The sequence below is a fragment of the Halopseudomonas sp. SMJS2 genome, from assembly GCF_029866945.1.
GTDB classification, from domain to species: domain Bacteria; phylum Pseudomonadota; class Gammaproteobacteria; order Pseudomonadales; family Pseudomonadaceae; genus Halopseudomonas; species Halopseudomonas bauzanensis.
Map to the genome: position 1 here is coordinate 2,959,058 of NZ_CP123445.1, position 19,262 is coordinate 2,978,319.

Annotated in this window: 21 protein-coding genes; 14 read left to right on the forward strand and 7 right to left on the reverse strand. The window is 62.0% G+C overall.

Translation table 11 applies throughout. The annotated features are described in order from the left end of the window. Position 1: 1 nt before the first annotated feature. A complete protein-coding gene (gene rimK, locus QAO71_RS13920) occupies positions 2–907 on the forward strand; it encodes a 30S ribosomal protein S6--L-glutamate ligase (protein WP_036989272.1) in 906 nt (301 codons plus the stop codon). Between the two features lie 42 nt (positions 908–949). Here rimK and yrfG read toward each other — a convergent pair whose 3' ends face one another. Beyond that, positions 950–1,624 carry a GMP/IMP nucleotidase gene (gene yrfG, locus QAO71_RS13925; protein WP_036989270.1) on the reverse strand — a complete coding sequence of 225 codons (675 nt, stop codon included), beginning with the start codon at positions 1,622–1,624 and terminating at the stop codon, positions 950–952. Between the two features lie 66 nt (positions 1,625–1,690). Between yrfG and nudE the strand changes: the two genes are divergently transcribed. From nudE to QAO71_RS13975, 10 genes are all read left to right on the forward strand, one after another. Next, complete coding sequence (gene nudE, locus QAO71_RS13930; RefSeq protein WP_036990195.1) at positions 1,691–2,257, forward strand: ADP compounds hydrolase NudE; 567 nt, start codon at positions 1,691–1,693, stop codon at positions 2,255–2,257. Further along, complete coding sequence (gene cysQ / locus QAO71_RS13935; RefSeq protein WP_036989268.1) at positions 2,254–3,057, forward strand: 3'(2'),5'-bisphosphate nucleotidase CysQ; 804 nt, start codon at positions 2,254–2,256, stop codon at positions 3,055–3,057. The genes nudE and cysQ overlap by 4 nt, the downstream gene beginning before the upstream one ends. A 25-nt stretch (positions 3,058–3,082) precedes the next feature. Then, the gene (gene msrA, locus QAO71_RS13940) at positions 3,083–3,724 is read left to right on the forward strand and encodes a peptide-methionine (S)-S-oxide reductase MsrA (RefSeq protein ID WP_036989267.1); all 642 of its coding nucleotides are present in this window, start codon (positions 3,083–3,085) and stop codon (positions 3,722–3,724) included. Between the two features lie 166 nt (positions 3,725–3,890). Further along, a complete protein-coding gene (locus tag QAO71_RS13945; protein ID WP_280164709.1) occupies positions 3,891–6,797 on the forward strand; it encodes a monovalent cation/H+ antiporter subunit A in 2,907 nt (968 codons plus the stop codon). Further along, complete coding sequence (locus tag QAO71_RS13950) at positions 6,797–7,138, forward strand: Na+/H+ antiporter subunit C (RefSeq protein ID WP_036989265.1); 342 nt, start codon at positions 6,797–6,799, stop codon at positions 7,136–7,138. Before QAO71_RS13945 ends, QAO71_RS13950 begins: the two co-directional genes overlap by 1 nt. Beyond that, positions 7,135–8,772, forward strand: a complete 1,638-nt coding sequence (locus QAO71_RS13955) for a monovalent cation/H+ antiporter subunit D (protein ID WP_036989264.1) — start codon at positions 7,135–7,137, stop codon at positions 8,770–8,772. The genes QAO71_RS13950 and QAO71_RS13955 overlap by 4 nt, the downstream gene beginning before the upstream one ends. Further along, positions 8,769–9,266 carry a Na+/H+ antiporter subunit E gene (locus tag QAO71_RS13960; RefSeq protein ID WP_074777675.1) on the forward strand — a complete coding sequence of 166 codons (498 nt, stop codon included), beginning with the start codon at positions 8,769–8,771 and terminating at the stop codon, positions 9,264–9,266. The genes QAO71_RS13955 and QAO71_RS13960 overlap by 4 nt, the downstream gene beginning before the upstream one ends. After that, positions 9,263–9,541 (forward strand): K+/H+ antiporter subunit F, encoded by a 279-nt coding sequence (locus tag QAO71_RS13965; protein WP_036989262.1) that lies wholly within the window; start codon positions 9,263–9,265, stop codon positions 9,539–9,541. The genes QAO71_RS13960 and QAO71_RS13965 overlap by 4 nt, the downstream gene beginning before the upstream one ends. Beyond that, positions 9,538–9,927, forward strand: a complete 390-nt coding sequence (gene mnhG, locus QAO71_RS13970) for a monovalent cation/H(+) antiporter subunit G (protein WP_235818220.1) — start codon at positions 9,538–9,540, stop codon at positions 9,925–9,927. Before QAO71_RS13965 ends, mnhG begins: the two co-directional genes overlap by 4 nt. Positions 9,928–10,075: 148 nt before the next feature. Next, complete coding sequence (locus QAO71_RS13975; RefSeq protein WP_036989261.1) at positions 10,076–10,489, forward strand: HPF/RaiA family ribosome-associated protein; 414 nt, start codon at positions 10,076–10,078, stop codon at positions 10,487–10,489. A 75-nt stretch (positions 10,490–10,564) separates the two neighbouring features. Here the strand turns inward: QAO71_RS13975 and QAO71_RS13980 are convergent, their stop codons facing one another. From QAO71_RS13980 to QAO71_RS14005, 6 genes are all read right to left on the reverse strand, one after another. After that, entirely contained in the window at positions 10,565–10,858 is a 294-nt protein-coding gene (locus QAO71_RS13980; RefSeq protein ID WP_280164710.1) for a hypothetical protein, read from the reverse strand. Further along, positions 10,815–11,285: a hypothetical protein gene (locus tag QAO71_RS13985; RefSeq protein ID WP_280164711.1), complete on the reverse strand. Its 471-nt coding sequence runs from the start codon at positions 11,283–11,285 to the stop codon at positions 10,815–10,817. The genes QAO71_RS13980 and QAO71_RS13985 overlap by 44 nt, the downstream gene beginning before the upstream one ends. Then, on the reverse strand, positions 11,282–11,644 hold the full coding sequence (locus QAO71_RS13990) for a DUF883 C-terminal domain-containing protein (protein ID WP_036989259.1): 363 nt from the start codon (positions 11,642–11,644) through the stop codon (positions 11,282–11,284). The genes QAO71_RS13985 and QAO71_RS13990 overlap by 4 nt, the downstream gene beginning before the upstream one ends. Positions 11,645–11,713: 69 nt before the next feature. Then, complete coding sequence (gene rlmJ / locus QAO71_RS13995; protein ID WP_280164712.1) at positions 11,714–12,556, reverse strand: 23S rRNA (adenine(2030)-N(6))-methyltransferase RlmJ; 843 nt, start codon at positions 12,554–12,556, stop codon at positions 11,714–11,716. A 109-nt stretch (positions 12,557–12,665) separates the two neighbouring features. Beyond that, positions 12,666–14,462, reverse strand: a complete 1,797-nt coding sequence (locus QAO71_RS14000) for a GspE/PulE family protein (protein ID WP_280165691.1) — start codon at positions 14,460–14,462, stop codon at positions 12,666–12,668. A 45-nt stretch (positions 14,463–14,507) separates the two neighbouring features. Continuing rightward, a complete protein-coding gene (locus QAO71_RS14005; RefSeq protein WP_036989257.1) occupies positions 14,508–15,911 on the reverse strand; it encodes a CYTH domain-containing protein in 1,404 nt (467 codons plus the stop codon). 127 nt (positions 15,912–16,038) lie between these two features. Between QAO71_RS14005 and QAO71_RS14010 the strand changes: the two genes are divergently transcribed. Genes QAO71_RS14010 through argE form a run of 3 tightly spaced genes read left to right on the forward strand, consistent with a single transcriptional unit; the run spans position 16,039 to position 19,209 of the window. Next, complete coding sequence (locus QAO71_RS14010) at positions 16,039–16,716, forward strand: TIGR00153 family protein (protein WP_036989256.1); 678 nt, start codon at positions 16,039–16,041, stop codon at positions 16,714–16,716. Between the two features lie 38 nt (positions 16,717–16,754). Further along, positions 16,755–18,005, forward strand: a complete 1,251-nt coding sequence (locus QAO71_RS14015) for an inorganic phosphate transporter (protein ID WP_074777670.1) — start codon at positions 16,755–16,757, stop codon at positions 18,003–18,005. Between the two features lie 58 nt (positions 18,006–18,063). Then, on the forward strand, positions 18,064–19,209 hold the full coding sequence (gene argE / locus QAO71_RS14020; protein ID WP_280164713.1) for an acetylornithine deacetylase: 1,146 nt from the start codon (positions 18,064–18,066) through the stop codon (positions 19,207–19,209). The last annotated feature ends 53 nt before the right edge of the window (positions 19,210–19,262 follow it).

Sequence of the window (19,262 nt, forward strand, 5' to 3'; positions counted from 1 at the left end):
CATGAAAATTGCGGTATTGTCGCGCAACCCCAATCTCTACTCTACCCGCCGCCTGGTTGAAGCCGGACGGGAGCGCGGCCACGAGGTAAAGGTAATCGATACCCTGCGTGCCTACATGAACATCGCCAGTCACAAGCCGAGCATCCATTACAAGGGCTCGGAGCTTGAGCCCTTCGATGCAGTGATCCCGCGGATCGGCGCTTCGATCACCTTCTATGGCGCGGCGGTCCTGCGCCAGTTCGAGATGATGGGCGTGTTCCCGTTGAACGAGTCGGTGGCCATTAGTCGCTCCCGCGACAAGTTGCGCTCGCTGCAACTGCTGTCGCGCAAGGGGGTAGGGCTGCCGGTCACTGGTTTTGCTCACTCGCCGGATGATATTCCCGACCTGATCAATATGGTTGGCGGCGCACCGCTGGTGATCAAACTGCTGGAAGGCACCCAGGGCATCGGCGTGGTGATGTGCGAGACCGAACAGGCCGCCGAGTCGGTGCTGGAGGCCTTCATGGGTCTGAAAGCCAATATCATGGTGCAGGAATATATTCGCGAGGCCGGTGGCGCGGATATCCGCTGCCTGGTGGTCGGCGACAAGGTGATCGCGGCGATGAAGCGCCAGGCCAAGCCAGGAGAGTTCCGCTCCAATCTGCATCGCGGCGGCAGTGCCAGCCTGATCAAGATCACGCCCGAGGAACGCATGACCGCCGTGCGCGCGGCGAGGGTCATGGGGCTGAACGTGGCCGGGGTGGATATCCTGCGCTCCAATCACGGCCCGGTGGTCATGGAGGTCAACTCCTCGCCGGGGCTGGAAGGTATCGAATCAACTACCGGCAAGGATATTGCCGGACTGATCATCGCGTACATCGAGAAAAACGCCCGACCCAATCAGACCCGTACCAAGGGCAAGGGCTGATTGCGGGTCAGCCCGGTCGCCGCCTGATCAGAGTGCCGATGCTCAGGCGTTCTGCGCGGCGGTGATCGCCGCCACCAGGGTGGCATAGTCCTCTACCGCGTCGAACTCCTCGGTATCACGCAGCTCGCCGCGGCTGTCCGGCTGACGGACGGCCAACAGCTGGGCAACGCCAAACTCGCGGGCAGCGCGCAGGATGCTCAGGCCGTCGTCGATGAACAGGGTACGCTCCGGATCGAACTCCACTTCGCTGCGCAAGGCGTGCCAGAAGGCTTGCTCTTCCTTGGGATAGCCGAAATCGTGGGAGCTGATCAGCCGCTGGAAATAGGTGCGCAGCTCGACCCGTTCCATCTTCAGCGACAGCGAGTCGCGGTGCGCATTGGTAATCAGGATCACCTGCCGACCGCTCTGCTGCAAGGCCTGGAGAAAGGTGTCGGCGTCCGGGCGCAAACCGATCAGGTGGGCTACCTCGCGCTTGAGCTCGACGATCGGCAGGCCCAGCTCGCGGGTCCAGAAATCCAGACAATACCAGTCCAGCTTGCCCTGGATGCGCTGCATCAGCGGATGGATTTCCCGTTTCGCCCAGGCCAGTGACTGACCGTGGTGCTCGGCATAGCGCTGGGGCAGGTATTCGACCCAGAAATGGTTGTCGAAATGCAGGTCGAGCAGCGTGCCGTCCATATCCAGCAGGACGGTGTCGATGGTGTTCCAGTTGAGCATGGATGATTGGGCTTTGCTGAAATGGACGGCTATGATAACAAACCATTCATTGATCACGGAGCCAGCATGCCGCAGAAGCCAGAGATTCTCGATGCCCGCGTTGTCGCCAAGAGCCGCCTGTTCACCGTTGAGCAGGTGCAGCTGCGCTTCAGCAACGGCACCGAGCGCACCTATGAACGCCTGGTCGGCTCGGGCGTGGGCTACGGGGCGGTAATGGTGGTGGCGCTCAAGGATGCACGTACCGCCCTGCTGATCGAAGAGTATTGCGGCGGCACCCAGGATTATCAGCTGTCCCTGCCCAAGGGCCTGGTCGAGCCCGGCGAAGATGTGCTGGATGCGGCCAACCGCGAACTGATGGAAGAAGCCGGCTTCGGTGCCGAGCGCCTGGAATTGCTGGGCAAGCTGGCCCTGTCGCCCGGCTACATGAGCCAGAGCATCTCGGTGGTGCTGGCGCGCAATCTCTATGAGAAGCGCCTGCCCGGTGACGAGCCCGAGCCGATCCGGGTGGACAGCGTCGATCTCTATGCCTTGAGCGAGCTGATGACCCGGCCGAGCTTTTCCGAGGGCCGGGCACTGGCCGCGCTGTATTTGGTCCGCGATCTGCTGGAGCAACGCGGGGAGCTGCAGCGATGAGTCTGCCGGTTGCCGCCGAGCGGCTGTGCCAGCTGACCCGCGATGCCGGTCGAGCCGCCCTGCCCTGGTGGCAGCATAATCCCGAGGTCATTACCAAAGCCGACGATTCGCCGGTTACCGCCGCCGATCTGGCGGCCAACCAGGTGATCATGGACGGCCTGCACGCACTGACGCCGGAAATCCCGGTGTTGTCCGAAGAGGCAGCTGACGTGCCACTTGATCAGCGCCAGCACTGGGATCGTTTCTGGCTCGTCGATCCGCTGGACGGCACCAAGGAATTCATCGCCGGATCAGAGGAGTTCACCGTCAATATCGCGCTGATCGAGCATGGCCAGGTACGTTTTGGTCTGGTCGGCGTACCCGCGCGTGATACCCTCTACTGGGGCGGTGCCGGGCTGGGCAGCTGGCGCCAGCAAGGCAGCGATGCACCCCAGCCCATCCATTGCCGAGCACCCTCCATGCCGTTGCGTATCGTCGCCAGTCGCCGACATACCAGTCCGGAACAGGAAGCTCTGCTCGATCGTTTGCAGCAGGCCCATGGCACCGAGCTGGCCGGCGTTGGCAGTTCACTGAAATTCTGCGTACTGGCCGAAGGCGCAGCGGACCTGTATCCGCGCTTTGCCCCCACCAGTCAGTGGGATACCGCCGCCGCCCAGGCAGTGCTGGAAGGAGCCGGTGGCCGCGTACTCGGGCTCGATGGCGAGCGCTTCACCTATCCCCATCGGGCTGACTGGCTGAACCCCCATTTCATCGCCACCGGCCAGCCCGACGACGCCCTGCTGCGCCTGCTGCTGGGGTAATCATCAACCATTGCAGGAGCCTGCCATGTTTTTCCAATCACCGCCGGAACACAAACTGCGCATGCCGACCGCCAGCGAAGCCTTGCCCGGACGCGCCGAACCAGTTCACACCAGCAGCACCCATGCGGTGCTGGGTGCGCCGCTCAAGCCACCGTTCCCAGCAGGCATGCAGCAAATCATTGTCGGCATGGGCTGTTTCTGGGGTGCCGAGCGGCTGTTCTGGCAACTGGATGGGGTTTATACCACCGCGGTCGGCTACAGCGCCGGCCTGACGCCCAATCCGACCTATGAGGAAGTCTGTTCCGGACTGACCGGCCATAACGAAGTGGTGCTGGTGGTATTCGATCCCGAGGTTTTGGCGCTGGACGAGTTGCTGCGGGTGTTCTGGGAGAGTCACGACCCAACCCAGGGCATGCGCCAGGGTAATGATATGGGCACGCAATATCGCTCGGGAATCTACGTCAGTGATATGGCGCAGCGGGCCCAGGTGGAAGTCAGCAAAGCCCGCTTCGCCGAGGCCCTGCAGGCAGCCGGCAAGGGTGTCGTCACCACCGAGATCCTGCCCGCGACAACGTTCTATTATGCAGAGCCTTATCATCAGCAGTATCTACACAAGAATCCGGGTGGCTACTGCGGCCTCGCCGGGACCGGAGTTTGCATGCAGTAATATCTTTTTGCTTGCAGATTCAGGTAATTACTAATAAAACATCCGCTTTGCGGAATATCTCATCGGCATCAAGCATGCCCGGAGTGCCGGCGCGACCATGTTGCCGCTGCCATTGATCGAGGCTCGAACGCAAACCCACTAACCTCTGACCATCTCCTGGGAGCTCATGCTGTTACTGATCCTGATCCTGACCCCCTTCATCGGGAGCTTTCTTGCGGCCTTCCTGCCGGCAAACGCTCGTAACCGTGAAGCCTGGTTGGCCGCAGCCATTGCCCTGGCCGGCCTGATCATCATCGGCATCCAGTTTCCCCAGATCAATAACGGTGAGGTACTGCGCTATCAACTCGACTGGATGCCCGAGTACGGGCTGAATCTGGTCCTGCGCATGGATGGCCTGGCCTGGCTGTTCAGCATGTTGATCATCGGTATCTTCCTGCTGGTGGTGGTCTATGCCCGCTACTACATGTCACCGGAAGATCCGGTACCGCGCTTTTTCTCCTTCCTGCTGGCCTTCATGGGCTCGATGCTCGGCATAGTGCTGTCGGGAAACCTGGTGCAATTGGTGCTGTTCTGGGAGTTGACCAGTCTGTCGTCCTTCCTGCTGATCGGCTACTGGCACCACCGGGCCGAGGCCCGGCGCGGTGCGCGCATGGCGTTCACCGTGACCGCCACCGGCGGCCTGTGCCTGCTGGCCGGGGTGCTGATGCTTGGTCATATCATCGGCAGCTACGATCTCGATGTGGTGCTGGCCTCAGGCGAAACCCTGCGCGAGCACGCGTGGTACCTGCCCACGCTGATCCTGATCGCACTGGGCGCCTTGACCAAGAGCGCCCAGTTCCCCTTCCACTTCTGGCTGCCCCATGCCATGGCCGCGCCGACGCCGGTATCGGCCTATCTGCACTCGGCGACCATGGTCAAGGCCGGTATCTTCCTGCTCATGCGCCTGTGGCCGGTGCTGTCCGGCACGCCGGAATGGACCTGGATCATCGGCGGCGCTGGGGTCTGCACCCTGCTGATCGGCTCCTTCATCGCGATCTTCCAGCATGATCTCAAGGGTCTGTTGGCCTATTCCACGATCAGTCATCTGGGTCTGATCACCGCCCTGCTCGGCATCGGCACGCCGCTGGCAATGGTCGCCGCCATCTTCCACACCATGAACCATGCCACCTTCAAGGCCTCGCTGTTCATGGCGGTGGGCATCATCGACCATGAGAGCGGCACCCGTGACATGCGCAAACTGCGCGGCCTGTACCGGATGATGCCGCAAACCGCGACCCTGGCGATCGTCGCCTCGGCGGCCATGGCCGGGGTGCCGTTCCTCAATGGCTTCCTGTCCAAGGAAATGTTCTTTGCCGAGGCGCTGCTGGTGGGCAGCGCCAGCAACTGGTGGATGCCGCTGGCCGCAGTCACCATGGGTGTATTCAGCGTGGCCTACTCGCTGCGCTTTATCTATGTCTTCTTCGGCAGGCCGGCCACCGACCTGCCGAAAACGCCCCACGAGCCGCCGCGCTGGATGCGCTTTCCGGTGGAAGTGCTGGTGTTGTTCTGCCTGATTGTCGGCATTGTGCCCAGCCTGAGCGTCGGCCCGCTGCTGCACAACGGCGTGGAAGCCGTTCTCGGAGAGAAAACGCCGTATTACAGCCTGGCACTGTGGCATGGCTTCAATATCCCTCTGTTGATGAGCTTTGTCGCCCTGGGTGGCGGAGTGCTGCTGTACGTCATCCTGCGCACCCGGTTCAATCTCACCTATCGTGACCAGGTGCCGCTGCTGTACCGCTTCAATGGCAAGCAGGCCTATGAAAGCACCATGCTGGAGTTACGCAGCAGTGCCTCGCGGCTGGAGAAACTGCTCGGCACCCGGCGCCTGCAACCTCAGCTGCTACTGATGATACTGGTGGGTCTGGGCGCGGCCGTTGCTGCCGCCGCGACCGCGCCCCAGGTCTGGTCGGCCCTGCAACCGAGCGATCCGCACCTGCCCTTCACCCTGCTCTGGATCATCGGTGGCGGCTGCGCTGTCGCCGCCGCCTGGCAGGCCAAGTATCATCGCCTGGCCTCCCTGAGCCTGGTCGGCGGAGCCGGCCTGGTGGTGTGCCTGACGTTCCTCTGGTTGTCCGCGCCGGACCTGGCCCTGACCCAGCTGATGGTGGAAACCGTGACCACCATCCTCATTCTGCTGGGCCTGCGCTGGCTGCCGCCGCGCATTCTGTCGACCGAGCAGGATCGGAAGGAAAACCGCCGGGCCCGGGCACGACGCATGCGTGATTTCATCGTCGCGGCACTGGCCGGCCTGGGCATGGCGGCCATCAGCTACCTGGTATTGATGCTGCCCGCCGGCAGTGGTATCGGCAGTTTCTTCCTGGAACGGGCATTGTTAGAAGGCGGCGGCAGCAACGTGGTCAATGTGTTATTGGTAGATTTCCGCAGCTTCGATACCCTGGGCGAGATCGCCGTACTGAGCATCGTGGCGCTGACGGTCTACGGTCTGCTGCGGCGGTTCCGCCCTGCGGCGGAAAGCATGTCGCTGCCGCCCCAGCAGACCAATTTCGTCGACCCAGCGGCCCAGCAGCCACCGGCCGAACAGGCGCAAAGCGGATATCTCATGGTGCCGGGCATCTATCTGCGCCTGCTGCTGCCGATCATCCTGGTGTGCGCCGTCTACTTTTTCATGCGTGGACACAACCTGCCCGGCGGCGGCTTTGTCGCCGGGTTGATCTTCGCGGTGGCGATCATTCTGCAGTACATGCTGGCCGGCACCCTCTGGGTCGAGTCGCGCCTGCACCTGCAACCGCACCGCTGGCTGGCCCTGGGGTTGATCCTGGCGGTACTTACCGGGCTGGGCGCATTGCTGCTGGGCTACCCGTTCCTGACCACTCATACCGCGCATATTGACCTGCCGGTACTAGGTGCATTGCATCTGCCTAGCGCCTTCTTTTTTGATCTCGGCGTGTTCTGCGTCGTCGTCGGCTCCACCATGCTGATCCTGGTGGCCCTGGCCCACCAATCGATCCGCAGTCACCGTCTGCCGCTGTCTGCTGCTGACGTTGCCGATTCCACTGACAAGGAGAAACACTGATGGAAGCCGTCATTGCCATCGCCATCGGCGTCATGTTTGCCTCCGGGGTCTGGCTGATCCTCCGGCCGCGGACCTTCCAGGTCATCATTGGCCTGCTGCTGATTTCCTATGCGGTCAATATGTTCATCTTCATCATGGGCCGGCTGTCGATCAACAAGCCACCGCTGACCCTGGACAGCCCGGTCGAAGTCGGCATGTTCGCCGATCCGGTCACCCAGGCATTGGTGCTTACCGCCATCGTCATCGGCTTCGCCACCTCGGCCCTCTATCTGGTGCTGTTGCTGACTTCGCGCGGCCTGACCGGTACCGACCATGTGGATGGTAAGGAACCGCGCCAATGAGGTTCTGGGCCGACCAATTGATTCTGTTGCCCATACTGCTGCCATTGCTGTTCGCCGCACTGTTGGTCTTGCTCAACGGCCGTCGCCAGCAATTGAAGTTCGCCATCAACCTGACCGGCACCCTGGCTCTGCTGGTAACCGCCATCGCCCTGTTCTGGCTGACCGACAGCGAGGTCTGGCCGAATGGTGTGGGCGCCTATCTGGCCGCCAACTGGGTAGCACCCTTCGGTATCGTGCTGGTGGTGGACCGGCTGGCGGCACTGATGCTGACGCTGTGCGCAGTGATCGCCACGGCGGCACTGGTGTTCTCCTATCGACGCTGGAGCCGCTCCGGTGTGCATTTCCATTCACTGTTCCAGTTCCTGCTGGCAGGGATCAACGGCGCGTTCATCACTGGCGACCTGTTCAATCTGTTCGTGTTCTTCGAGATCATGCTGGCGGCATCCTACGGCCTGCTGCTGCTCGGCCTGCAACCCAACCGCATCCGCGCCAGCATGCAGTACGTGGTCATCAACCTGCTCGCCTCGTCATTCTTCCTGATCGGCGTCGCTCTCATTTACGCTGCCGCCGGCACGCTGAACATGGCCGATCTGGCGGTGCGCGCCGCCAGTATGGATGACAGCGAACGACTATTGCTGGAAGTGGGAGCAGCGATCCTGGCCATTGCCTTCCTCACCAAGAGCGCCATGTGGCCACTGGGTTTCTGGCTGCCGACCACCTATGCGGCCGCCGCTCCGCCAGTGGGCGCCATGCTGGTGTTGATGACCAAGGTTGGCGTCTATGTGCTGCTGCGCCTGTGGCTGCTGGTCTTTGCCGACCAGGAGACCTCGCTGCAGGCCATTTCCGGCACAGCGCTGGTGGTCGCCGGCTTGCTCACCCTGGCGTTCGGTACCATCGGTCTGCTGGGTAGCCAGGAACTGGGCCGCATGGCCGGCTTCAGCGCGATCATTTCCTCCGGCACGCTGCTGGCCGCGGTGGGCTACGGCGAGCAACAGGTGGTCAGCGCCGCGCTGTTCTATTTGCTCAGCTCGACCCTGGCAGTGGCCGCCTTCATGCTGTTGATCGAGCTGATCGAACGCATCCGCAAACCCAGTGCGGCGATGCTGGCGCTGACCATGGAGGCCTTCGCCATCGACAATGACCCGGAAGAATCCGCGGGGGTGATCATTCCAGCGGCCATGGCCTTTCTCGGGTTGGCCTTCGTTGCCTGTGCACTGATCATCGCCGGTCTGCCACCCCTATCCGGCTTCGTCGCCAAGTTCACCCTGTTCCATGCATTGCTCAACCCAGCCGGCATGTTCATCGATAATCTGTACACCGCCGGCCCGCTGGCCTGGACCATGCTGGCCCTGATCATTCTGTCCGGCCTGGCCGCCATTATTTCGCTGATGCGTTTCGGTGTGCGCACCTTCTGGTCCACCGACGCCACCGCACCGCGCCTGCAATTGACCGAGGCCATGCCGGTATCCCTTTTGCTGGCACTCTGTATCTCCATGACCGTGCTGGCTGGCCCGGTCAGCGCCTATCTCGACCGTACCGCCAGCGCGCTGCACCAGCCGAGCCTGTATATCGACCGCGTCATGTCCATCACAGCGGTACCTGGCGTCGTCATCAACGAAGGAGCCACACCATGAAACGCTGGCTGCCCTCGCCCCTGCTGTCAGCCTTTCTGCTGCTGCTCTGGCTGATGCTCAACCAGAGCATCGAGCCGGCGCACCTGCTGCTCGGTGCCATCCTGGCGATAGCCGTGCCGTTGCTGGTCGCACCGCTGCGGCCGACACCGGTGCGGATTTCCCGCCCCTTCACCATCATCCGCCTCATCATCTATGCCCTGATTGAAATATTCCGGTCCTGCTTCAACGTCTGCACGCTGATCGTGTTCGGGGGCGGCCGGCTCAATTCCCAGTTCATCCGCATCCCGCTCGACCTGCGTGACCCCCATGGCCTGGCGGTGCTGGCGTGCATCATCAACTCCACACCGGGTACGGTCTGGGTGGAGATCATTCCGGGCAGCAACGACCTGGCGTTGCATGTATTCGATCTGCATGATGCCCATTGGTGGGTGAACATGATCAAGACCCGCCTGGAAAAGCCCTTGATCGATATTTTTGAACAGGAGGCGCCATGACCGTCGTTCTCGCCCTGGCTCTCGGCTTTGCTCAGTTGTGCGTCATGCTGGCCCTGGCGTTCTGCGCCATTCGGCTGCTGCTCGGGCCCACGGCGCAGGACCGGATCCTGGCCCTGGATTCGCTGTGGATGGCCGCCATGCTGTTTATTCTGCTGCTGGGTATCCGCTTTTCCAGCATGGTGTATTTCGAGGCGGCACTGGTGATCGCGCTGCTCGGCTTCGTGTCGTCTATCGCCCTGGCCAAGTTCCTCATTCGCGGGGAGATCATCGAGTGAGCGAATTACTGACCGCCTCCATGACCGATCTGAGCCCCTGGCTAGCGATACCCGTGGCACTGCTGCTAGTCCTCGGCGGACTGATCACCCTTATCGGCGCCCTGGGATTGCTGCGCCTGCCGAATTTCTTTCAGCGGATCCATGGCCCGGCGGTGTTCATTACCGTGGGGACCGGCTGCTTCCTGATCGCCTCCATGCTCTACTTCAGTGGCACCGAGGAACGGCCGGTCGTTCATGAACTGCTGATCACCGCCTTCGTACTGCTCACCGCGCCGGTCACCTCGATGCTGCTGATGCGCGCCGCGGTGTATCGCAACCTGCGCGCGCGCAATGCACGCAACGGCGCCAGTTCGACTGATGCCTACCAATTCCCGGATGATGAGTAACACCACGACCCGTGGGCACCATCATCCAGGCGCCGCTCCAATGAAAAAGCCTGCAGGATTTTGCCAAAAGCTCGATCAGATGGCGTAGTCTGGACTTGCCGCCATGCAGCTCTTGCGGATATCCGAGTCAATGAAGAGGAACAGGCTTATGCAAATTCAAGTTCATTGTGACAACCATACCGAAGGCAGCGCCCGGTTGGTGGAATGGGTAACGGACAGCGTAACCAGCAAGCTGGGGCGCTTTGATGAAAACTTGACCCGCATTGTGGTGCATATCAACGATGAGAACGGCGAAAAGGCCGGCGCCCATGACAAGCGCTGCCAGATCGAGGCGCGGCCAAAGGGGCAACAGCCCATTTCGGTCAGCCACAAGGCCGACTCGATAAACCTCGCCGTCGACGGTGCCGTCGAAAAACTGCACGCCTCTCTCACCAGTCTGTTCGGCAAGCTGCGCAGCAAACGCGCGGGGCTACAGACCGCGCCCGCCACAGCCGATCCGGATGTCCAGGACGCGCTGATGGAAGAGGACTTCGACGAAGACGAGCAGGCGCGGAACGTCTGAGATTATCGGGCAGCACGATCATCGATTCCACACGGCGGCGCCTGAATCGGCGCCGCAGCACGGAACCTCAGAATATCAGGGTGTGTCTTCCAGCGTAGGACTGGCTGCAATGGCCATGCCCGGCATCACCAGACTGGCGAAGCGGAATATGTTCATGCCCTGTCGCGCCACCGCCATCGGGCCACCGTGGCCCGCCGCCAGCTTGCCAAGGATCAACCCCGCCACTGCCGAGCCGGCCACCCACCATAGCGGTGAAATGCGCCGTATGGCTGCGCGTCGTTCCCGGGCATCCAGCTTGAGCAGGCTGAACTCGACGGCGAGCTGCTCATCCAGTTCTTGAATCTGACTTATCAGCTTCTTGCGGTCCACTGGCTTCCTCCTTCAGTGTTTTCAGCTGTCGGCTGGTCGCTGGAAATGACAGGCTCTTCGAGTACTTCTTGCAATTGATCGCCATGATCCCCAAGGCCACCAGCTGCACGATGATGAACATTACTATCCCCCAGGCGACCGAGCCACTCCAGGCGAACACCAGCCAGCCCAGCAACACGGACAGCCCGATCCAGGCAAGCAACAGCAAGGGCACCATGGCCAACGCCAGCCCCACCAGCTTGCCCGAATCAGCAGCAGCAAGCCGTAATTCGAGCGCCGCCAGCCGAACCAGATCGCCACCCGCCAGGGCCGCGTGTTCCAGCCACGCCAGAGAGGATTTCAGTTCATCCTTGAGCGGCTGCCGGGGCTGCTCCTGCCCCCCGGCATCGCCGCTTTCCGGACGGTTCTCTCCGGGAGTGCCCGTCATTTTCTGGACATCATCTGGGATACGAGAAAGCCCGCTGCGAAGGCGATACCCAAGGTAGCCAGCGGCTTGTCATGAAGGTAACTGTTGGCGTGATCGCATAGCTCACCGGCCTTGTCCTTGCCTTTCATGAGCTGACCTTCAGCATCATGCTTCCAATCCATCCCGGCGGATTCGGCGGCATGCTTGAAGTGTTCCTTGGCTTCCATCAGCTTGCTGTAAGCGGCTGCTACCGCTTCCTTGCCGGAGTCGATTTCCTGTTTCTTGCTGACCTGGTCCTGATTTGAAACGGGTCCGTTTTTGTCAACAGCAGTCATATTCGTGTGCTCCTTGATAGCTTCGGATAAGTCGATGTTCAGCACACCGACACAATACTTGACCCGGGGCCCGGCGGCTTGTTCCCCCTTTTTTACGGTTTCGCTATCAGACGCTCAGGGTTCGCCAACCAGCCAATCCATGCGCCAGTCACCGGCGCCGGACTGGGCGAACTGACCTGCCATCTGCGGCAGCACCTGCTCCAGCTCCTCCCATAGCGGCCAGGGCGGGTTGACCAGCATCAATCCCGAGCCGTTGAGCCCCAGGGAGGTGTCGGCGGGCCGCACATTGAGCTCGACCCGCAACACCTTGGGCAACTGAGCGGTGCCGATCTGCCGATAGAAGTCACGTAACAGGCGCTGGTCCTTGATCGGATACCAGAGCGCGATGACCGTCTGGCGCATGCGCTGGATGCCCTGCTCCATGGCTTGCAGACAGCGCTGCAGGTCATCGCCTTTCTCGAAGGGCGGGTCGAGCAGCCACAGCGCACGTTTCTCCGCCACCGGCAGGAAAGCCTTGGCCAATTCGTAACCGTCACGCTGGTGCACTGCGATACGCGGCTCCTCGGCGAAGTGCGCCTTCAGGGTCTGGGCATCCTCGGGATGCAGCTCACTGAGGATCATCCGGTCGTGCTCGCGCAAGGTATCGGCTACCAACTGCGGTGAACCCGGGTACAAACGCAGCTCACCGTCTGGATTGTGCTGCGCTACGGCATCCCGGTAATCGGCGAGCAGCCCGGGCAGGTCATCCTGTGCCCACAGCCGGCCGATGCCATCGCGATATTCCCCGGTACGCTCCGCCGCTTCGCCCTGCAGATCGTACAACGCCGTCCCGGCGTGGCTGTCCAGATAGCACAACGGCGCGTCTTTGCGCTGCATCAGGGTGACCATGCGCAGCAGAATGGCATGTTTGAGGACATCGGCATGGTTGCCGGCGTGGAAGCTGTGACGGTAATTCATGAGGGGGTTCCTGAACGGCAGAACGCGCATCTTAGCGGAATGTGAAATGAAAGGCGTGTCCGGCAAGGCGGAGGAGTGCCTGTGCTTACCGGCAGGGCTTGCACAAAACCTACCCCTGCTGACTGGTGGGCGTTACCCGCAGCACCTCTTCGATGGTGGTCAGCCCCGCCGCCACTTTCTGCGCTCCCGACAGACGCAGGCTGTGCATACCCTCCCGGTAGGCCTGGCGGCGCAGGGCGTTGAGGTCGATGTCGGTCTGCACCAGGGGTTTGAGGCTATCGGTCAGCGGCATCAGCTCATATACCCCGGCCCGTCCACGATAGCCGGTTTCCCGGCATTCCGGGCAGCCCACGGGCCGATGCGCCCGGGTCGGCAATGGCGAGTTCCAGGGTTTGGTCAGTTCCTGCCAATCCGTCTCGTCGATCTCCACCGGCTCCTTGCAATGCGGACACAGCGTACGCACCAGCCGCTGGGCCATGACCCCCAGCACCGTGGCCTTGATCAGGTAGGCCGGCACACCCAGCTCGACCAGCCGGCTCACCGAGCTGGGCGCATCGTTGGTATGCAGGGTGGACAACACCAGGTGACCGGTCAGCGCCGCCTGGATCGCCATTTCCGCGGTCTCCAGATCACGGATCTCGCCAATCATGATGATGTCCGGGTCCTGGCGCATCAGTGCCCGTATACCGCTGGCAAAGGTCAGCTCGATGTTGTGCTGCACCTGCATCTGGTTGAAGCTGTCCTCGACCATCTCGATCGGATCTTCGATGGTGCAGACATTCACCTCCGGCGTGGCCAGCTGCTTGAGGGTGGTGTACAGCGTGGTGGTCTTGCCCGACCCGGTCGGGCCGGTGACCAGCACGATGCCGTTGGGCTGTTGCACCATGCCCTGCCAACGGCGCTGGTCCTCGGCGGAAAAACCCAACTGATCGAAACTGCGCAGCAGCACGTCGGGATCGAAGATACGCATCACCATCTTCTCGCCGAAGGCGGTTGGCAGGGTGGACAGTCGCAGTTCAATCTCGTTGCCCTGGGGTGACTTGGTCTTGACCCGGCCGTCCTGCGGCTTGCGCTTCTCCGCCACGTTCATCCGGCCCAGGGTTTTCAGCCGGCTGACCACCGCTACCGCGACCTGCAGCGGAAACTGATAGACCGTATGCAGCACACCATCGATGCGCAGCCGCACGCTGCCGTTCTCGCGGCGCGGCTCGATATGGATATCACTGGCCCGCTGCTCGAAGGCGTACTGGAACAGCCAGTCGACGATGTTGACCACGTGGGCGTCGTTGGCGTCCGGCTCCTGGCTCATGTTGCCCAGATTGAGCAGCTGCTCGAAGTTGCCGATCGAGCTGTTCTTCTGATCGGTGGCATTGGCACCGTGGACCGAGCGGGCCAACCGATAGAATTCCGCTGAATAGCGCTGGATATCCGCCGGGCTGGCGACCACCCGACGGATATCGCGCTTGAGGACATGTACCAGATCCGCTTCCCAGCCGCGCATGAACGGCTGGGCGCTGGCCACGGTGACCTCCCGCTCGTTGATGTCCACGGCGAGAATGCCGTGGCGCCGGGCGAAGGCAAAGGACATCAGCGGGGTGACGGCCGAGACATTGATCTTCAACGGATCGATGCGATAGAAGGCTTGGCCCGATTCGCCGGCCAGCCAGCGAGTCAGCGAATCCAGATCCAGCGGTTTGCCGGGGCGCAGCAGGTCATCCGGCGCCTGGCTGGCGATGAACTCCAGCGGGTGCAGCCGGGCAGTGTCGCCGGTTGCCGCCCGGCGCAGGCTGCTCAGGTGCTCGGCGCTGTCCAGCCCCAACCGCCCCTGCGCCGCCAGCGCCTTGAGAATATCCGTCAGATCCAGCAGTCGATCGCTACCGGGGATTGCCAGATCGGCCAGATGCATCATCCCTGTTCATCTCCCTGTCGTTCTATCGTTGCCGGTACCGTCTCAGCTATTGAGCTCGCGCCAGGCATTCAGTTTGCGCAGCCGCTGCCCCTGCTTGCGCAGAGCCGTAAGTAGCGCCGGGCGTAGTTCCTCATCGACCAGCGGGTATTGCTCCAGCAACGCCTGCAACTTGTTCAGTTCACCGAACAGCCGATCCGGCTCCGGCGTCTCCAGTTGATCACGAAAGTGCGCCAGCAGAAAGTGCAGCCGATTCAGCCGCGGCTGTTGATCCATCCACTCGCTGACATCCGAATCCGGGTCATTGTGATGCGGTACGCGCAACTCCTGAATCTCCCGCGCCACCGCCGCCAACAGCCAGCGCGGCAGCGCCAGGTCGCCGACCCGCTCACCACGCGGCGGGCGGTTGGTCTTCCACCCGGCGGTGTGCAGCCACAGGGCCAGACCGATGAACAACTGCCCCCACTGAGGATCGGCCACCGCCTGCTCGAATGCCTGGGGCGCCTGCTCCCGTGCATTGCGGCCATCCTCGTCATCTGCCCAGCCCGACAGAACCAGGGGCCGCCAATGGCTGATGAGCTGATCCAATGCCGGCGTGAAGGGCTGAGCCGTGCTGCGTGGCAGCGCCAGATCGAATACACCAAAGAAGGCGCGCAGACTGGTCAGGTTGGTCAGCAATTCACGGAACAGCTTCCATTGACCACTGAACCGGTACTGCTCAGCCAGCCGCTGAGTGTGTCCAAGCAACTGCCAGCCGGCAACGGCGATTACCTGGTCTACCGGGGTATCGGCCGACCAGTCATGGGCATCGAGTCGCAGGTCGTAGCTGGCCGGGTCAAACAGTCGGTAACCGCGCTCGGCCTTGCTGATATCGCAAGGCATCAGGGCGATATCCTCCGCCAGGGCAGCGGCCAGCTCCAGCAGTGCCGCCGCCGGGCCGCTGCGCAGCTCCAGTTCCAGCTCGCAGATCGGCTCTTCACGACCGTCCGCGATGACCATACCCTGATCCAGCGCGGCTTCCACCTCCACGCTTTCACCGTCACGCTCCCAGTGCAGCATGGCCTTGGTGCGCTTGAAGTCGGTAGTGAATACCGGTAGCAGATTCAGCTTGTCCAGCGGGGCGAGACTGGCCGGCCAGCAGCTGTCATCGAGCAGAGTCAGGTCAAGCGCCGCTGCCCCCACGGTCCAGTCCCATTCGCTGCGCTCGGACAACCCGGCAACACTCTGGCCGCTGCTTTTCAAGGTCTGGATAAACTGCTCGCCATCACGGCGCACCCGCAACGCCACACGCGCTGCCGCCAGCTCCCGGCTGGCGGTGTCATAGTACTGGTTGTACAGGGTACTGGTGGTCCATTCGCCCTGCAGACGTTCCTGCAACAGGGGATGATTGCGCAGCGCCGACAGCGCGTCGGGACTGATGCGCAGTTTGATTTCTGTTTCCTGAGCCATACTCTGTCTCTGAAGATGTTGCCTTGTGACCGCTGGGAGGCTAATTGCGGCAAATATGTGTCAATTGGGTGACCACTTGCTCTGCCATGATTATAATCCGCTCCCAGACATGCCTCGGAGTTTTCCCATGCCCAACAATCCTTTCATGAATCTGTTCGGTCGTTCACCCATCGGCCCGATGCAACGGCACATGGTGAAGGCACATGAGTGCGCGTCCTGTCTTATCCCCTTCGTCGATGCCCTGATGGCGGAAGACTGGGTCGAAGCAGAGCGCGTCCAGCAAAAGATCTGCGAGCTGGAGCGAGAAGCCGACCAGATGAAGAAGGATGTCCGGGTTCATCTGCCCAACAGCCTGTTTCTCTCGGTTCCGCGCTCGGATCTGCTGGAGTTGCTGAGTGTACAGGACAAAGTCGCCAACCGCGCCAAGGATGTGGCCGGTTTGATGCTGGGCCGCAAGATGAAGATTCATCCCGAGGTGCAGCCGCAGTTCCGTCGCTTCGTCGAACGTTCCGTCGAAGCCGCCACCCAGGCCCTGCGGGCCATGGAGGAGTTGAGCGACCTGATGGAAACCAGTTTCGCCGGCCGCGAGAGGAAGCTCATGGAGAAGCTGATCACCGAGCTGGAGCACATCGAGCATGACACGGATGAAATGCAGATCAAATTGCGGGCCGAGCTGTATAAACGCGAGTCCGTATTACCCCCTGTCGACGTCATGTTCACCTACCAGATCATCGAATGGATCGGTGATGTGGCTGACCGGGCCGAACGTGTAGGCAATCGCCTGGAAATCCTCATGGCCCGTTGACGGGCCATCATCTGTCAACATCCAACAGAGCTTCTCTTATGACTCTTATCGCAGAATATGGCACCATTTTGCTGGTGCTGGCCTGTCTATTCGGCTTTTTCATGGCTTGGGGCGTGGGCGCCAACGACGTGGCCAATGCCATGGGCACCTCGGTGGGCTCCCGCGCCCTGACGATCAAGCAGGCCATCATCATTGCCATGGTCTTCGAGTTCCTGGGAGCCTATCTGGCTGGCGGCTCGGTTACCCAGACGATTCGCAGCGGTATTGTCGATTCCTCAATGATTACGCCGGACCAGATGATCTTCGGCATGCTGGCCGCCCTGCTGGCCGCCGGCACCTGGCTGCTGATTGCCTCCCTCAAGGGCTGGCCGGTCTCCACCACCCACTCAATCATCGGCGCGGTGATTGGCTTTGCGGCGGTGGGTGTGTCCGTGGAAGCGGTACACTGGGCTGGGGTAGTGCCTATCGTATCCAGCTGGATTATTTCCCCGCTGCTGGCCGGTAGCATCTCCTTCATGATCTTCGTCACCGTGCATAAGCTGATCCTGGATACCGACGAACCATTCGCCAACGCCAAGCGCTATATCCCGCTTTACATGTTCGCGGTGGGCTTCATCATCGCGATGATGACCCTGACCAAGGGCCTCAAGCATGTCGGTCTGAACCTCTCGGTCCTGGAGAGCTTTGGCCTGGCAGTACTGTCGGGTGTCATGGTCACCGTTATCGGTGTGGCGCTGATGAGCCGTATCAAGGATGAGTCTTCCGGCAAGTCCCACCTCAACAGCGTTGAGCGGGTCTTCGCCATCCTGATGATCTTCACCGCCTGCGCCATGGCTTTCGCCCACGGCTCCAATGACGTGGCCAATGCCGTAGGTCCGCTGGCCGCCATTGCTGGCGTGCTGCAATCGGGTGAGATTCATGCGCAATCGACTGTGCCCGGCTGGGTGCTGTTGTTGGGTGCGCTCGGCATCGTGGTGGGTCTGGCGACCTACGGCTACCGGGTGATCGCCACCATCGGCAGGCACATCACCGAGCTGACACCCAGCCGCGGGTTTGCCGCCGAACTGGCCGCGGCCTCCACCGTCGTCGGCGCTTCCGGCCTCGGCCTGCCGGTATCAACTACCCACACCCTGGTCGGTGCGATTCTCGGGGTTGGCATGGCGCGCGGTATCGCCGCCCTCAACCTGCGTGTGATCGGCACCATCTTTACCTCTTGGGTCGTGACCCTGCCTGCCGGGGCTATTCTGTCGATCATTTACTTCCTGATCTTCTCGGCCATTTTCAGCTGACGCCCCTGCCTGGCTGACGTAAGCTGTCCATTCAGCTGACGTCAGCCAGGAGTCTGTCATGCCCCTCCCCTCGCTCAAGGCGCAATTTGCCGCCCTGCTGCAAACCCCCTCCATCAGTTGCACCCAGCCAGAACATGACCAGTCCAACCTGGCGGTGATCCATCTGCTCAGCGACTGGCTGAGCGAGCTTGGCTTCGAGTGCACCATTCAGCCAGTCGCCGGCGCGCCGGACAAGGCCAACCTGATCGCCAGTCTGGGTAGCGGGCCGGGCGGACTGGTGCTGGCCGGGCATACCGACACCGTGCCCTGCAATCCCGAGCGCTGGCAGTATGATCCCTTTGCCCTGACCGAAGCGGACGGACGCTGGTACGGGCTGGGCAGCTGTGACATGAAAGGTTTTTTCCCGCTGATTATCGAGGCGGTTCGTTCGCTGCTGGAGCAGCCGCTGCAACGCCCCTTGATCATCCTGGCCACCGCCGACGAGGAAAGCGCCATGGGTGGGGCCCAGGCGCTGGTGGCGGATGACCTGCTCGGCGCCCGCCACGCACTGATCGGCGAGCCAACCGGGCTGAAACCGATCCGCGTGCACAAGGGCATACTGATGGAGCGCGTGGATATCATCGGCCAGGCCGGGCATTCCTCCGATCCATCTTTGGGACGCAATGCCATCGAGGCCATGCATCAGGTGATCAACGAGTTGCTGGCACTGCGCAGCAGCTGGCAGCAACAGTGGACCAACCCGCTGTTCAGCGTACCCACGCCGACCCTGAATCTGGGTTGCATTCACGGTGGTGACAATCCCAACCGCATCTGTGGCCGCTGCGCCCTGGAGTTCGACCTGCGCCCGCTGCCCGGCATGGACCCGGATGCCTTGCGCGCCACCATCGATCAGCGCCTGAAGACCGTCGCCGAAGCCCACCAGGTGCAGATCGATTACCAGCCGCTGTTTCCCGGCGTCCCGCCGATGGACACGCCCGCCACTGCCGAGATCGTCCGCGCCTGTGAGCAACTCACCGGCTACAGCGCTGGCAGTGTCGCCTTTGCCACTGAAGGCCCCTACCTGAACCAGCTCGGCCTGCAGACCATCATCCTCGGCCCCGGTGACATCGCCCAGGCGCATCAGCCGGATGAGTTCCTGGCGATGGACCGGATCGCACCGACGGTGGAGTTGTTGAAGCAGTTGATTGGACGGTTTTGTCTGTAGGCAGCTTTCCCTCTCCCTCGCCGCGCCCCGACCCTCTCCCTCAAGAGAGAGGG